The 13,485-nt window shown below is 69.7% G+C and carries 16 protein-coding genes; 10 read left to right on the top strand and 6 right to left on the bottom strand.

What is annotated here, in order from left to right:
* Positions 1–45 precede the first annotated feature (45 nt).
* Positions 46–564 carry a GNAT family N-acetyltransferase gene (locus tag OX958_RS11005; RefSeq protein WP_270137180.1) on the bottom strand — a complete coding sequence of 173 codons (519 nt, stop codon included), beginning with the start codon at positions 562–564 and terminating at the stop codon, positions 46–48.
* A gap of 56 nt (positions 565–620) precedes the next feature.
* Between OX958_RS11005 and cpt the strand changes: the two genes are divergently transcribed.
* Positions 621–1,154 carry a chloramphenicol phosphotransferase CPT gene (gene cpt / locus OX958_RS11010; protein WP_270137181.1) on the top strand — a complete coding sequence of 178 codons (534 nt, stop codon included), beginning with the start codon at positions 621–623 and terminating at the stop codon, positions 1,152–1,154.
* Here cpt and OX958_RS11015 read toward each other — a convergent pair.
* The 4 genes from OX958_RS11015 to OX958_RS11030 form a co-directional block, all read right to left on the bottom strand.
* The gene (locus OX958_RS11015) at positions 1,151–2,056 is read right to left on the bottom strand and encodes an RNA polymerase sigma-70 factor (RefSeq protein ID WP_270137182.1); all 906 of its coding nucleotides are present in this window, start codon (positions 2,054–2,056) and stop codon (positions 1,151–1,153) included. The two genes, cpt and OX958_RS11015, sit on opposite strands and share 4 nt — an antisense overlap.
* Positions 2,053–2,604: a carboxymuconolactone decarboxylase family protein gene (locus tag OX958_RS11020; protein WP_270137183.1), complete on the bottom strand. Its 552-nt coding sequence runs from the start codon at positions 2,602–2,604 to the stop codon at positions 2,053–2,055. Before OX958_RS11020 ends, OX958_RS11015 begins: the two co-directional genes overlap by 4 nt.
* Positions 2,605–2,667: 63 nt before the next feature.
* Positions 2,668–3,000 carry a hypothetical protein gene (locus OX958_RS11025; RefSeq protein ID WP_270137184.1) on the bottom strand — a complete coding sequence of 111 codons (333 nt, stop codon included), beginning with the start codon at positions 2,998–3,000 and terminating at the stop codon, positions 2,668–2,670.
* Positions 2,997–3,359, bottom strand: a complete 363-nt coding sequence (locus OX958_RS11030) for a hypothetical protein (protein ID WP_270137185.1) — start codon at positions 3,357–3,359, stop codon at positions 2,997–2,999. Before OX958_RS11030 ends, OX958_RS11025 begins: the two co-directional genes overlap by 4 nt.
* A 96-nt stretch (positions 3,360–3,455) precedes the next feature.
* On the opposite strand from OX958_RS11030, the gene argC reads away from it, so the two are divergent.
* Genes argC through OX958_RS11070 form a run of 8 tightly spaced genes read left to right on the top strand, consistent with a single transcriptional unit; the run spans position 3,456 to position 11,379 of the window.
* Positions 3,456–4,487 carry an N-acetyl-gamma-glutamyl-phosphate reductase gene (argC, locus tag OX958_RS11035; RefSeq protein WP_270137186.1) on the top strand — a complete coding sequence of 344 codons (1,032 nt, stop codon included), beginning with the start codon at positions 3,456–3,458 and terminating at the stop codon, positions 4,485–4,487.
* On the top strand, positions 4,484–5,680 hold the full coding sequence (argJ, locus tag OX958_RS11040; protein WP_270137187.1) for a bifunctional glutamate N-acetyltransferase/amino-acid acetyltransferase ArgJ: 1,197 nt from the start codon (positions 4,484–4,486) through the stop codon (positions 5,678–5,680). The genes argC and argJ overlap by 4 nt, the downstream gene beginning before the upstream one ends.
* Positions 5,677–6,585, top strand: coding sequence for an acetylglutamate kinase (gene argB / locus OX958_RS11045; protein ID WP_270137188.1), 909 nt, complete (start codon positions 5,677–5,679; stop codon positions 6,583–6,585). Before argJ ends, argB begins: the two co-directional genes overlap by 4 nt.
* Positions 6,582–7,784, top strand: coding sequence for an acetylornithine transaminase (locus tag OX958_RS11050; RefSeq protein ID WP_270137189.1), 1,203 nt, complete (start codon positions 6,582–6,584; stop codon positions 7,782–7,784). Before argB ends, OX958_RS11050 begins: the two co-directional genes overlap by 4 nt.
* A complete protein-coding gene (gene argF, locus OX958_RS11055; protein WP_270137190.1) occupies positions 7,781–8,713 on the top strand; it encodes an ornithine carbamoyltransferase in 933 nt (310 codons plus the stop codon). Before OX958_RS11050 ends, argF begins: the two co-directional genes overlap by 4 nt.
* Positions 8,710–9,231, top strand: a complete 522-nt coding sequence (locus OX958_RS11060; protein WP_270137191.1) for an arginine repressor — start codon at positions 8,710–8,712, stop codon at positions 9,229–9,231. Before argF ends, OX958_RS11060 begins: the two co-directional genes overlap by 4 nt.
* A gap of 15 nt (positions 9,232–9,246) precedes the next feature.
* Positions 9,247–10,662 carry an argininosuccinate lyase gene (gene argH, locus OX958_RS11065; protein WP_270137192.1) on the top strand — a complete coding sequence of 472 codons (1,416 nt, stop codon included), beginning with the start codon at positions 9,247–9,249 and terminating at the stop codon, positions 10,660–10,662.
* Between the two features lie 9 nt (positions 10,663–10,671).
* Positions 10,672–11,379 carry a DNA-3-methyladenine glycosylase gene (locus tag OX958_RS11070; protein ID WP_270137193.1) on the top strand — a complete coding sequence of 236 codons (708 nt, stop codon included), beginning with the start codon at positions 10,672–10,674 and terminating at the stop codon, positions 11,377–11,379.
* Here OX958_RS11070 and OX958_RS11075 read toward each other — a convergent pair.
* Positions 11,376–12,335 carry an LLM class flavin-dependent oxidoreductase gene (locus OX958_RS11075; protein ID WP_270137194.1) on the bottom strand — a complete coding sequence of 320 codons (960 nt, stop codon included), beginning with the start codon at positions 12,333–12,335 and terminating at the stop codon, positions 11,376–11,378. The genes OX958_RS11070 and OX958_RS11075 overlap by 4 nt on opposite strands.
* A 75-nt stretch (positions 12,336–12,410) precedes the next feature.
* On the opposite strand from OX958_RS11075, the gene OX958_RS11080 reads away from it, so the two are divergent.
* Positions 12,411–13,448 carry an App1 family protein gene (locus OX958_RS11080; RefSeq protein ID WP_270137195.1) on the top strand — a complete coding sequence of 346 codons (1,038 nt, stop codon included), beginning with the start codon at positions 12,411–12,413 and terminating at the stop codon, positions 13,446–13,448.
* Positions 13,449–13,485: the final 37 nt, after the last annotated feature.

A 13,485-nucleotide genomic window follows, 5' to 3' on the forward strand; every position in this document is an offset into this window, starting at 1 on the left:
TGGGGAACCGCGGCGCCGGATCCCGCTGAGGAGCGGGATCCGGCGCTACAGGTCTCTCACCAGCATGATCTCGTCGCGGTAGTCGTCCGGCGCGACCCGGACCGCGCGGGGGTGGCTGCCGACGACCCGGTAGCCGAGCTTGCCGTAGAACTTCTCCAGGCTGTTCCCGTCGCGGACGGTGAGCTGCAACTGCTCCAGCCCGAGTTCCTCCGCGGACTGCCGCAGTCCCTCCATCAGGATCCGGCCGGCGCCGTCACCCTGGTACTTCGGATGCACCATCACTCGCAGCACGGTGCGCCAGTGCAGGCAGAGCGCGGTCTCCTGGTCGACCAGCAGACCCATGCCGACGTACCGCTCGCCGTTGTGCAGGACGCCGAGCAGGTCCTTGCCCGCGGCAACCCGGTCGAGCGCGAGGTCGAGAGTCTCCGCGACCAGGTGCACGGGAGCCGGGGCGGTGAAGCCGACGCTGCCGCCGGCGTCCGTCGCGGCGATCCAGGCGTCCAGCAGATCGGCTCGCAGTCCCGGGTCCGTGACGTCGTCCGGACCGATCACCAGGTACTTCACCGAGGCCTCCTAGATGCGACTGACTTGCAGGAAGCCTAGCTGGCAGAATCGGTGGGATGTCCACCCAGGTGATCGTGTTGAACGGCGGATCGAGCTCAGGCAAGACGGGGATCGCGCGCTGCCTCAAGGCCTTGCTGCCGCAGCCGTGGATCAGCCTCGGGGTGGACGACCTGGTCGACGCGCTGCCGCCCGGGCTGCTGGACTCGGGGACCGGAATCGCGTTCGGCGAGCACGGCGAGGTCGAGGTCGGCGCGGGATTCCGCGAGCTCGAGGCCGCGTGGATGGCCGGGGTCGCCGCGATGGCCAGGGCCGGAGCGCGAATCGTGTTCGACGACGTCTTCCTGAACGGCGCCGCCTCACAGGAACGCGTGCGCGCCCAGTTGGCTGGCCTGCAGGTGCTCTGGGTAGGAGTGCGCTGCGCGCCGGAGATCGCGGCCGGACGCGAGATCGCGCGGGGCGACCGCACCGGCGGTATGGCCGAGTCGCAGGCTTCGATGGTCCACGAAGGAGTCGTCTACGACCTCGAGGTCGACACCGGTACGACGGAGTCGATTGACTGCGCCCGCGCCATCGCCGCCCACGTGCGTTAGCCCGGCAACTCGCTGAGGCGGGGGAGAGCGGTCAACTTCTCCGGGTTGCGGACGACGTAGAAGTGGGCGATCCGGCCGCTGTCGTCGAGTTCCAGGAAACCCGCGCTATCGACCTCGTCGCCGTCGTAGAAGACGAAGGCGTCCTCACCGTTCAGCTCGGCCGAGCGGAGCTCGAAATCGCGAGCCGGCTGGCCAGGCCCCAGCAATGCGATCGCCCACCGGGAGATCTTGTCCGGGCCGAGCAGGGGCCGGAGGGCGGCTTTTTTGATGCCGCCGCCGTCGCTGACCAGTACCGCGTCGGGAGCGAGCAACGCGACCATGCCTGCCAGGTCACCCGACCAGGCAGCGCTGAGGAACTGGTTGGTGACCTCCGTGTGCCGTGCTCTGTCGACGCGATGCCGGGGGCGCCGGGCATGCACGTGCTCCCGGGCCCGGTGAGCGAGCTGCCGGACGGCGGACTCCGACCGGCCGAGCGTGCCGGCGATCTCCGCGAACGGCAGGTCGAACACCTCACGCAGTACGAAGGCTGCTCGCTCCAGCGGCGACAGCGTCTCCAGTACTACGAGCATCGCCATCGACACCGAGTCGGCGACCTCTGCCACGGCGGCGGGATCGTTCTCGGCGCGGGTCGAGACGATCGGCTCTGGCAGCCACGGTCCGACGTACTGCTCGCGCCGGGCCTTCTGCTGCCGGAGCCGATTCAGCGCCAGGCGCGTCGTGATCCGGATCAGGTAGGCCCGGACGTCCCGAACAGCTCCGCGCTCGGCGGCCGACCACCGCAACCAAGTCTCCTGAACGACGTCCTCGGCGTCGACCACGCTGCCCACCACCCGGTACGCCGCTCCGACGAGCACCGCGCGATGCTCGTCGAACTCGGCAGCCAGTTGCTCGTCGGAGGTCACGTCGGCCGCAACTCGCAGTACTCCTTGAAGCCCTGGCTGGTGAGCCCCAGCGCCGCGTTGGTGCGGGACCGGAGGTTCTCCAGCGAGACCTGCGCGGTCAGCTCCACCAGCGCGGCGTCGGACAGGTCCCGCTTGAGCCGATCGACCTGTTCGTCGGTCACCTCGGGCGGTGTCGCCGTCATCGCCTCGGCGTACTCCATCACCGCGCGCTCCAGTTCCGTATAGACCTCACTGTCCCGCCATCGCGGCACGTCCCGCAGCTTGGCCTGGTCGATGCCGGCGTGGTGGTACTCCCAGTATCCGAAGTCCAGGCACCAACTGCACCCGATCCGCCCGCTCGTCACCATCGTCGCCAGCGCCTTGAGCGTCGGATCGAGAGCCTTCCACCGGGTCACCGACAACTCCAGCATCATCGTCGAGGTCAGCACCCGCCGGTTGTGCAGCGCGACCTTTCCCGGATCCGGAACCTGCCCGTACCGCCGCTTGCTCCACCACTCCACCACCCGGACGAACGCCGTCCGCCGATGCTCCAGCCCGATCCGCGCCATCTCCGCCTCCTTCGTGTCCCCCTTCGGACACGCGGCAAGCCGGCACTTGTGACGTGACGCCGGTCACGATGACTGCAGGTAGTAGACGAAGAACAAGATCGGCAACGTCAGCGCAGTACCGGCGAAGAAGCCGAGCAGCCCGGCGAAGACACTCCTGTCCCCCTTGCGGGCCGTCAACGCGACTGTGACTCCACCGAAGAGGAGTTGGCCGGCAGCCAGCGGCGCGATGACCAGCAGTCCCCAGCCGGCCGCGATGTCCCGGCCACTCAGGCAGTGGTCGTCGCAGCCAAGTGGCTCCACCTTCGAGCTGGTCAGCAGCCAGACGAAGTACACGACACCCTCGAGTACGACGCAAGACAGCAACGTGACCGCGCTGCGCGGCAGCTTCGCCGTCACTGAACAACCGCGAGGGAGACGAGTACGACGGCGGCGAGGAGGACGGTGAGGAAGTAGGACGCGGTGCCGGCCGCGAAAGGATTCAGGCGATGGCGGTGGAAGGACCTGGTCAGCAGCATGCCGACGATCACCTGACCTCCCAGCACGAACGCTCCGACCAACATCGCGAGGAAGACCAGCATCTCCTGGTCGGTGAAGCACAGGCCAGTGCATCCGGTGTCGGATTCGTCGGAGGCGAACACCGCCGCGAGTGCATAGGCGAGGACCTCCAGGCCGAGCCAGCCGAAGAAGACCCGGTAGCTTGCTGTGGTGCGCCGGTTCTCGAGTTCGGGCGTCGCCGGCGGTCGGTAGCTGTCCATAGCGATGATCCTGGCGGGCCGGCCGCCCCGCCGCCTGAGTGGTTCTACCGGGATACCGGGTTGGATATTCATTCGGTATCTGACATACTCATTCACATGAGTTTGAGGGTCGCGGTCGCCGGAGCCAGTGGATACGCCGGGGGAGAGCTGCTCCGGCTGCTCTCCACGCATCCGGAGGTCGAGATCGGAGCACTCACGGCCGGCAGCAGTGCCGGTACGGCGCTGGGCCTCCACCATCCACACCTACTGCCTCTCGCCGGGCGCACGTTGGTCGAGACCTCCGCGGAAACTCTCGCGGGTCACGACGTCGTGTTCCTGGCGTTGCCGCACGGGCAGTCCGCCGGAATCGCCGAGCAACTCGGTGAGGACGTCACCGTGATCGACTGCGGCGCGGACTTCCGGCTGGTCGAGGCCGAGGCCTGGGTGGAGTTCTACGGCGGTAAGCACGCCGGGCACTGGCCCTACGGACTGCCCGAACTGCCCGGTCAACGCGAGAAGCTGCGCGGCACGAACCGGGTCGCAGTACCGGGGTGCTATCCGACTGTCTCGACCCTCGCGCTGCTCCCCGCAGTGCAGGGTGGTCTGGTCGACCCCGGCCAGCTGGTGGTCGTCGCAGTCAGCGGGACGTCGGGAGCGGGCAAGGCCGCGAAGACGCATCTGATGGGTGCGGAAGTGATGGGCTCCGCCACGGCGTACGGCGTCGGCGGCGTGCACCGGCACACGCCGGAGATCGAGCAGAACCTCGGGCCGGTCACCGACCAGCCCATCTCGGTCTCGTTCACCCCCGTGCTCGCCCCGATGGCGCGCGGCATCCTGGCCACCTGCAGCGCACCCGTCACCGCCGGTACTACGGCCGAAAGCCTGCGGCAGGCCTACGAGGCTGCCTACCAGGACGAGCCGTTCGTGCACCTGCTGCCGGCAGGGCAGTGGCCGCAGACCCAGTCGACACTCGGTGCCAACACCGTCCAGTTGCAGGTCACGCTGGACGAGCGCACCGGCCGCGCAGTGATCGTGGCGGCGATGGACAACCTCACCAAGGGCACCGCCGGCGCCGCCGTGCAGTGCATGAACCTGGCCGCCGGTCTCGACGAGACGCTGGCCCTTCCCCTCGTAGGAGTAGCCCCGTGACCGCAGCCGTGCACAACCAGGTCGATCGGAGCGCCGGAGTCACCGCGCCGGCCGGCTTCCGTGCGGCCGGGGTGATCGCCGGGATCAAGCCCGCCGGCAAGCCGGACCTCACCGTCGTGGTCAACGACGGCCCGGACGACGTGGCGGCCGGTGTCTTCACCACCAACAAGGTGAAGGCCGCTCCCGTGCTCTGGTCGCAGCAGGTGCTGACCGCGGGCAAGCTGAAGGCCGTCGTCCTCAACTCCGGCGGAGCCAACGCGTGCACCGGCCCCGAGGGGTTCCAGGACACGCACAAGACCGCCGAGGAGCTGGCCGCGATCCTCGGCACCGGCGCGGTCGAGATCGGCGTCTGCTCGACCGGCCTGATCGGTGAGCGGCTGCCGATGGACAAACTGCTGCCCGGTCTGAAGACCGTGGTCGATGCCCTCGGCGCCACCGCGGAGCACGGTCTGTCGGCCGCGACCGCGGTGATGACGACGGACAACGTGCCGAAGCAGGCGGTGCTGCGGCACCCCGACGGCTGGAGCATCGGCGGCTTCGCCAAGGGCGCCGGGATGTGCGCGCCGAACATGGCGACCATGCTCTCGGTGATCACCACCGACGCGATCGTCGACCAGCCGCACCTCGACCACGTACTGCGCAACGCGGTCGGCAGGACCTTCAACCGGCTCGACGTCGACGGCGGTACGTCGACCAACGACACCGTGCTGCTGCTCAGCTCGGGCGCCTCCGGTGTGACGGTCCCGGCCGCCGAGTTCGAGGCGGCGCTGATCGCGCTGGCCGGCGATCTGGTCAAGCAGTTGCAGGCCGATGCCGAAGGCGCCACCAAGCACGTCAGCATCACCGTGCGGAACGCGGCCACCGAGGCCGAGGCGGTCGCCGCCGCCAAGATCGTTGCCGAGGACAACCTCTGCAAGACCGCCTTCTTCGCCTCCGACCCGAACTGGGGCCGGATCGCGATGGCCGTCGGCAACGCGCCGACCGCCTTCGACCCGGCGCTGCTCGACATCACCCTGAACGGCGCCGCGATCTGCGTCGCCGGCGGCAAGGGCGTCGACCGCTCCGAGGCCGACCTCAGCGGACTGGAGATCGACGTGGTGATCGACCTGCACGCGGGCGACGCGTCGGCCACCGTGCTGACCACCGACCTCTCGCACGCGTACGTCGAAGAGAACTCGGCGTACTCGTCGTGACCACCACCGAGTCCAAGCCGGCGGCCAGCAACAGCCACGCCAGCGCGGTCGAGAAGGCCGCCGTCCTGACCGAGGCACTGCCCTGGCTGAAGGAGTTCCACGGCAAGACCATCGTGGTGAAGTACGGCGGCAACGCGATGGTGGACGACGAACTGAAGCAGGCCTTCGCCTCCGACATCGTGTTCCTGCGGCACTGTGGTGTCCGGGTGGTCGTCGTACACGGCGGCGGCCCGCAGATCAGCGACATGCTGGCCCGGCTCGGCATCGACAGCGAGTTCCGCGGCGGCCTGCGGGTGACCACCCCCGAGGCGATGGACGTGGTCGGCATGGTCCTGGTCGGCAAGGTCGGCCGCGAGCTGGTCGGGCTGCTGAACGCCCACGGCCCGTTCGCCGTCGGCATGTCCGGTGAGGACGCCGGGCTGTTCACCGCCGAGCGGCGGGGCGCGATGATCGACGGCGAGTCGGTCGACATCGGCCTGGTCGGCGACGTCGTGGACGTCCGCCCGGAGGCCGTGATCGACCTGATCGACGCCGGCCGGATCCCGGTCGTCTCCACGATCGCACCGGACGAGGACGGCCAGGCGCACAACGTGAACGCCGACACCGCCGCGTCCGCGCTGGCCGTGGCGCTCGGCGCCTCGAAGCTGGTCGTGCTGACCGACGTCGCCGGTCTCTACCGCAACTGGCCGGAGAGCGAGGAGATCATCACCCAGATCGACGCCGCCGAACTGGCCGAATTGCTGCCGTCGCTGGCGTCGGGGATGGTGCCGAAGATGGAAGCCTGCCTGCGCGCGGTCCAGTCCGGCGTCTCCCGGGCCACCGTCATCGACGGCCGGGTGCCGCACTCGCTGTTGCTCGAGATCTTCACCGACGCCGGAAGTGGAACCCAGGTGATCCCGTCATGACCGAACTGCTCACCGTCGACGGCACGCAGAGCGCGCTCGCCGAGCGCTACTCGCAGTCCCTGATGAACACCTTCGGCGCGCCCAAGCGCGTGCTGGTCCGCGGCGAGGGCGCCCATCTGTGGGACGCCGACGGCAAGAAGTACCTCGACCTGCTCGGCGGCCTCGCGGTGAACTGCCTCGGGCACGCCCACCCGTTCGTGGTCTCCGCCGTCACCAGCCAGCTCGCCACCCTCGGCCATGTCAGCAACTTCTTCGCCTCCGCGCCGCAGATCGCGCTGGCCGAGAAGCTGTTGTCGCTGTTCGAGGCCGAGGGGAAGGTGTTCTTCACCAACTCCGGCACCGAGGCGAACGAGGCCGCGTTCAAGATCACCCGCAAGACCGGCCGGACCAAGATCGTCTCCACCGTCGGCGCCTTCCACGGCCGGACGATGGGGGCGCTCGCGATCACCTGGAAGCCGGCCTACCGCGAGGAGTTCGCGCCGCTGCCCGGTGACGTCACCTTCGTCCCGTACGGCGACGTGGCCGCGCTCGCCGCAGCGGTCGACGACCGGACCGCCGCCGTGGTGCTCGAACCGATCCAGGGCGAGAACGGCGTCGTCGTACCGCCGGACGGGTATCTCCAGGCGGCCCGGCAGATCACCTCCCAGCACGGCGCGCTGCTGTGGATCGACGAGATCCAGACCGGGGTCGGCCGGACCGGCGACTGGTTCGCCTTCCAGGCCGCCGGAATCTCGCCCGACCTGGTCACGCTGGCCAAGGGGCTCGGCGCGGGAATCCCGATCGGCGCCTGCCTCGGCTTCGGCGCAGCGGCCGAGCTGCTGCAGCCCGGCAACCACGGCACCACCTTCGGGGGCAACCCGGTCGCGGCGATCGCGGGTCTCGCCGTCCTGACCGTGATCGAGCGGGACGACCTGCTGGCCAACGTGAATGCCGTCAGCAACCATCTGGTGTCGGCCGTCGAGGCACTCGGGCACCCGCTGATCTCCGGGGTCCGGGGCCGCGGCCTGCTGCTCGCCATCCAGCTGACCCAGCCGGTCTCCGGCCAGTTGGCCGCGCTCGCGCTGGAGGCCGGGTTCATCGTGAACAACCCGGTTCCGGACGCGTTGCGACTGGCGCCGCCGTACATCCTCAGCAAGGCTGACGCCGACAGTTTCGTCGCCGCGCTGCCGGCGCTGCTCGATCAGGTGGAGGTCGGATGACCAGGCACTTCCTGCGGGACGACGATCTGAGTCCGGTCGAGCAGGACGAGGTCCTGACGCTGGCAGAGCAGCTGACCCGCGATCGGTTCGGGCACCAGCCGCTGAGCGGACCGCAGACCGTCGCGGTGCTGTTCGACAAGGCCTCGACCCGGACCCGGATCTCGTTCGCGGTCGGGATCGCGGAGCTCGGCGGCACGCCGCTGATCATCGACGCGCAGGGCTCGCAGCTGGGCCGGGGCGAGCCGATCGCCGACACCGCGCGGGTGCTGGACCGGCAGGTCGGCGCGATCGTCTGGCGGACGTCGGGCCAGGTACGGATCGAGGAGATGGCCGGTGCCTCGCGGGTGCCGGTGATCAACGCGCTGACCGACGAGTTCCACCCGTGCCAGATCCTCGCGGACCTGCTGACCGTCCGGCAGCACAAGGGCCGGACCGCCGGGCTGAAGCTGGTGTTCTTCGGCGACGGTGCCAACAACATGGCGAACTCCTACCTGCTCGGCGGCGCGACCGCAGGCATGCATGTCGTGGTCGCTTCACCCGCGGAGTACCAGCCGGACGCTGCTGTGCTCGCGAAGGCGGCGGAGATCGCGGCCACCACCGGTGGGTCGGCGGCGTGGACCTCCGATCCGCTGGAAGCAGTGGTGGATGCTGACGTCGTAGCCACCGACACCTGGGTGTCGATGGGGCAGGAGGCCGAGGCGGCGGAGCGCGAGGCGCCCTTCGTTCCGTATGCGGTGACCGAGCAACTCGTGGCCAAGGCGAACGCGGACGCGATCGTGCTGCACTGTCTGCCGGCGTACCGGGGGAAAGAGATCGAGGCGGCCGTCCTGGACGGTCCGCAGTCGGTCGTCTGGGACGAGGCGGAGAACCGGCTGCACGCGCAGAAGGCGCTGCTGTCCTGGCTGCTGGCAAGGAACTTCAGCTCATGAGCGTGGTTGTGCCGACCACCAAGACCGCGCGGCAGCAGCGCATCGTCGACCTGCTCGGGCGGCAGCCGGTGCGCTCGCAGACCGAACTGGCCGAGCTGCTGGCCGACGCCGGCCTCGTCGTCGGGCAGGCCACCCTGTCGCGTGACCTGGTGGAGATCGGCGCGGTGAAGGTCCGCGACTCGGCCGGGCAACTGGTGTACGCCGTACCGGGTGAAGGTGGTGACCGTACGCCGCGAGCCGGTGAGGCTGCCGCTTTCGAGCAGCGGCTCGGCCGGGTCGCCTCCGAGTTGCTCGTCTCGGCGGAGGGCAGCGCCAACCTGGTGATCCTGCGAACCCCGCCGGGTGCGGCCCAGTACTTCGCGTCGGCGATCGACCACGTGGGACTGGACGACGTACTCGGCACCATCGCCGGCGACGACACCGTGATGGTGGTGTCGCGGGACCCGGCCGGGGGAGAAGCCCTGGCTGTCAGATTCTTGAGCCTCGCTGCCCGCAGCGGCGCGAACAGTGATTCCTGAAAGGATGTTGTCGTTGTGAGTTCTGGTGAGAGTTCGGTCCTGTGGGGCAGCCGGTTCGCGGGCGGGCCGGCCGATGCCCTGGCCGCGTTGAGCAAGTCGACGCATTTCGACTGGCGGCTGGCGCCGTACGACATCGCCGGGTCGAAGGCGCACGCGAAGGTGCTGCACCGAGCGGGGCTGCTCTCCGACGAGGACCTCACCAAGATGCTCGCCGGGCTCGACGAACTGCTCGCCGACGTGCTCTCCGGTGCTTTCCGGCCGGCTGAGGACGACGAGGACGTGCACACCGCGCTGGAGCACGGGCTGCTGGCGCGGCTCGGGGCCGAGCTGGGTGGCCGGCTGCGGGCCGGCCGGTCGCGCAACGACCAGGTGGCGACGCTCTTCAAGAGCTTCCTGCGCGACCACGGCCGGATCATCAGCGCACTGGTCCTCGACCAGGTCAACACGATCGCCGAGCAGGCCGAGAAGCACCTCGGCGTCGCGATGCCGGGTCGCACGCACCTGCAGCACGCGCAGCCGGTGCTGTTGTCGCACCACCTGATGGCGCATGCCTGGCCGCTGATCCGCGACCTCGACCGGCTGGCCGAGTGGGACGCGCGGGTGGCCGCCGATTCGCCGTACGGGTCGGGGGCGCTGGCCGGGTCCTCGCTGGGGCTGGATCCGCAGTTCGTCGCGACCGAGCTGGGCTTCACGAACTCGTCGGCGAACTCGATCGACGGCACCGCGGCCCGGGACTTCGTCGCGGAGTTCGCCTTCGTCACCGCGCAGCTCGGCGTCGACCTGTCCCGGCAGGCCGAAGAGGTGATCATCTGGGCGACCAAGGAGTTCGGTTTCGTCCAGCTCGACGACGCCTACTCGACCGGGTCGAGCATCATGCCGCAGAAGAAGAACCCGGACATCGCCGAGCTGGCTCGGGGCAAGGCCGGCCGGCTGATCGGCAACCTGACCGGGCTGCTCGCGACGCTGAAGGCGCAGCCGCTCGCCTACAACCGCGACCTGCAGGAGGACAAGGAGCCGGTCTTCGACTCCGTGGACACCCTCGAGGTGCTGCTGCCCGCGTTCACCGGGATGATCCGGACGCTGGTCTTCAACACCGAGCGGCTGCAGGAGCTGGCACCGCAGGGCTTCTCGCTGGCGACGGACATCGCCGAGTGGCTGGTCCGGCAGAAGGTGCCGTTCCGGGTGGCACACGAGGTCGCCGGGGCCTGCGTCCAGGCCTGTGAGAAGCGCGGCATCGAGTTGTGGGACCTCTCCGACGAGGACCTTGCGGCGATCTCGCCGGAGCTGACGCCTGAGGTCCGCTCGGTGCTGAGCGTCGAGGGCTCGGTTGCTTCCCGCAACGGCCGCGGCGGTACGGCGGGCGTCCGGGTGGCGGAGCAGCTCGCCGAACTGCGTGACCGGGCTGCCTCCCACGCGGAGCGTCTCGCCTAAAGTCCCTGCATGCCCGTACGCCGTACCCTGCTGGCCGGTCCCGTCCTGGACGTCGCACCCAAGCTACTCGGCATGATGCTGCGCCGGACCACGGACGAGGGCACAGTCGCCGTACGCCTCACGGAAGTCGAGGCGTACGACGGCGCGAACGACCCCGGCTCGCATGCGTACCGCGGTGAGACCCCGCGGACCGCGGTGATGTTCGGCCCGCCGGGTCATCTCTACGTCTACTTCACCTATGGCATGCACTTCTGCATGAACGTCGTCGCCGGCCCGGACGGCAAGCCGTCCGCCGTACTGCTGCGAGCCGGCGAGGTAGTCGAAGGCATCGAGCTGGCCCGGGAAAGACGAGGCTTCGCTACCCCGCCACCGCACGATGCGGCGAAGCCGCGAGTAACGGACGCAGGCCGACCCGACCCGCTGCTCGCAACACCTGCCTCGACACCCCGCGTCAAGCCGCATCCTGACCGGGATCTCGCCCGCGGCCCCGCCCGCATGTGTGTCGCTCTAGGCATCGCCCGCGAATCCAACGGCATCGACCTGCTGGCCCGCGGGTCAGCAGTCCAGTTGCTGCCCGGCCCAGGCTTCGACGGCGCCCCGGCCACCGGCCCCCGGGTAGGCCTGCGCGACGCACCCGACTGGCCCTGGCGCTTCTGGATCCCCGGCGACCCAACGGTCTCGCCGTACAAGCCGCACATGCCCAAGAAACGCGTCTAGCGGTTGGCCAGCTCCAGCACATAGTCGAGTTGAGGAAGACCGTGCTCGACGTCAGGGTCCGGGAACAGCGCGATGTGCTGAGCACCGGCCGCCTCGACCGCCGCGATGTGCTCGGCGGCATCGTCGAGAGTGCCGATCGGCCCGATCTCCTGCCACCAGTCCTGCGGCATCGTGGCGAGTCCGTCGGCACCCTTCTCGCCGTGCAGCTTGACCAGATCGTCGAAGAACGGCAGCGGCGGCAGCGCCGGGCTCTTTGCCTCGATCAGCCCCGCCAGCCACGGCGCCGTCCACTCGTACGCCGACTTGCGGTCGTTACGGACACAGAGCGCGCTGAAGACCGCCACCTCGAAGTTCTCCGGTGCACCGGCGTGCTCGATCGCCGCCCTGATGTACGACGGGCTGGCCGGCTCCGCGAGCACGACGCCACCGGCGATCCGGCCGGCCAGAGCGAGCGACTTCGGCCCTTGGACGCCGAGCAGGATCGGCGGTGGCATGACCGGCGGCGCATCGAGTTGCACATCGTCCAGGACGACGTACTGGCCTTGCATCGTCACGTTCTCGCCGGCCAGCAGCCGGGTCACCGCGGTGGTCACCTCGTCGAGCGCCGTCAGCGGCGACTTCGGCCGGACTCCCATCTGCCCCATCCACGCCTGCACGCCGTGCCCGATGCCGGGGAGGAACCGCCCCGGGCCGAGCGCGGTGAGCGTGGCGAACTCCATCGCGGTGATGGCCGCGGTCCGGGCGACGGCAGGCACGATGCCGAGCCCGCAGGTGAGCCGCTCGGTCGCTGTCAGGGCGGCCGCGACCAGCGAGGGACCGGAGGTGTAGAAGCAGTCCTCGATCAGCCACAGCTCGTCCGCGCCGCCGGCGTCGAGACGGCGGGCGACGTCGGTGACCAGGGCGGCCGGGTAGGTCCGCGGGAAGCACATTCCGAGAGCTGCGGAGGTCTGAGTCATGTCGAGACTGTAAAGGTCGCCGGGGACAGTCCGCCCGGTGCGCGTACAGGCCCGGTGAACGGGTAGGTTTCGGACATGGCCCGTCCGCATTACTCCTCCCGCCTGGAGGACTGGTTCAACGTCGGAATCGGGGTTCTCCTGCGCCGCCGTGGCTGGCGGGAACGGATCATTCCGCACGTCGGCTACGGCACTCCGGAGTTCACCCGGGTGCTGGCCCGGGTCGTGCTCAGCCGCGACCCGCGCAACCAGCCCCGGTACGACGAAGACCAGGTGGTCCGTGGCTGGCGGGTCTTCGTCACCGCGCCGGCGACCGCCGTACAGGTGTCGGTCACTGTGGCCGGCGAGACCTTCGAGGCCACCACTGACCGTGGCGGCTTCGTGGACCTCAGCGTGCCGGTGGCGCTGCCGCCCGGCTGGCATGAGGTCAGTCTGGGCGTGCACGGCGAGCGGCAGGCGCGGGGGAAGGTCTTCGTGCCCGACCCGGACGCCACCATCGGTCTGGTCAGCGACATCGACGACACGGTGATGCTGACGATGCTGCCGCGGCCACTGATCGCGGCCTGGAACACCTTCGTCCGCGAGGAGCAGGCGCGCAGAGTGGTGCCGGGCATGGCGGAGATGTACGCCGAACTGCTGGCCGACCATCCGGGTGCGCCGATCTTCTACCTGTCGACCGGCGCCTGGAACACGGCACCGACGCTCACCAGGTTCCTCGACCGGCACGGCTATCCCGCCGGACCGATGCTGATGACCGACTGGGGACCGACCAACACGGGCTGGTTCCGCAGCGGGCGCGAGCACAAGAGCACGGCACTGCGCCGCCTGGCCGCCGAGTTCCCGCAGGTGAAGTGGGTGCTGGTCGGCGACGACGGGCAGCACGATCCGCAGTTGTACGGCGACTTCGCCCAGACGCACCCGGATCACGTACGCGCCATCGGCATCCGTCAGCTGACGCCTGCCGAGCAGGTGCTGTCCCACGGTCTGCCTCTGCCGAACCCGGACCCTGGCGCTCACGATCCCCATCGCCCGACGGCCGCGACGGTGCACGGGCCCGACGGACACGCACTGGTCGCCCAGCTGCGCGCAGTACTGTCGCGGCCCGAGTCAGGCTGACCCCGCGCCCGCAGGCCGGGGCTGGTGCAGGACACTT

This window comes from Kribbella sp. CA-293567, assembly GCF_027627575.1.
Taxonomy (GTDB): domain Bacteria; phylum Actinomycetota; class Actinomycetes; order Propionibacteriales; family Kribbellaceae; genus Kribbella.

Excerpts from the sequence above, each read along its gene's own strand:
- OX958_RS11075 (WP_270137194.1), bottom strand. The coding sequence starts at position 12,335 with ATGACTCAGACCTCCGCAGCTCTCGGAATGTGCTTCCCGCGGACCTAC.
- OX958_RS11030 (WP_270137185.1), bottom strand. The coding sequence starts at position 3,359 with ATGGACAGCTACCGACCGCCGGCGACGCCCGAACTCGAGAACCGGCGC.
- OX958_RS11060 (WP_270137191.1), top strand. The coding sequence starts at position 8,710 with ATGAGCGTGGTTGTGCCGACCACCAAGACCGCGCGGCAGCAGCGCATC.
- OX958_RS11020 (WP_270137183.1), bottom strand. The coding sequence starts at position 2,604 with ATGGCGCGGATCGGGCTGGAGCATCGGCGGACGGCGTTCGTCCGGGTG.
- argF (WP_270137190.1), top strand. The coding sequence starts at position 7,781 with ATGACCAGGCACTTCCTGCGGGACGACGATCTGAGTCCGGTCGAGCAG.
- OX958_RS11070 (WP_270137193.1), top strand. The coding sequence starts at position 10,672 with ATGCCCGTACGCCGTACCCTGCTGGCCGGTCCCGTCCTGGACGTCGCA.
- OX958_RS11050 (WP_270137189.1), top strand. The coding sequence starts at position 6,582 with ATGACCGAACTGCTCACCGTCGACGGCACGCAGAGCGCGCTCGCCGAG.
- argC (WP_270137186.1), top strand. The coding sequence starts at position 3,456 with ATGAGTTTGAGGGTCGCGGTCGCCGGAGCCAGTGGATACGCCGGGGGA.
- cpt (WP_270137181.1), top strand. The coding sequence starts at position 621 with ATGTCCACCCAGGTGATCGTGTTGAACGGCGGATCGAGCTCAGGCAAG.
- OX958_RS11080 (WP_270137195.1), top strand. The coding sequence starts at position 12,411 with ATGGCCCGTCCGCATTACTCCTCCCGCCTGGAGGACTGGTTCAACGTC.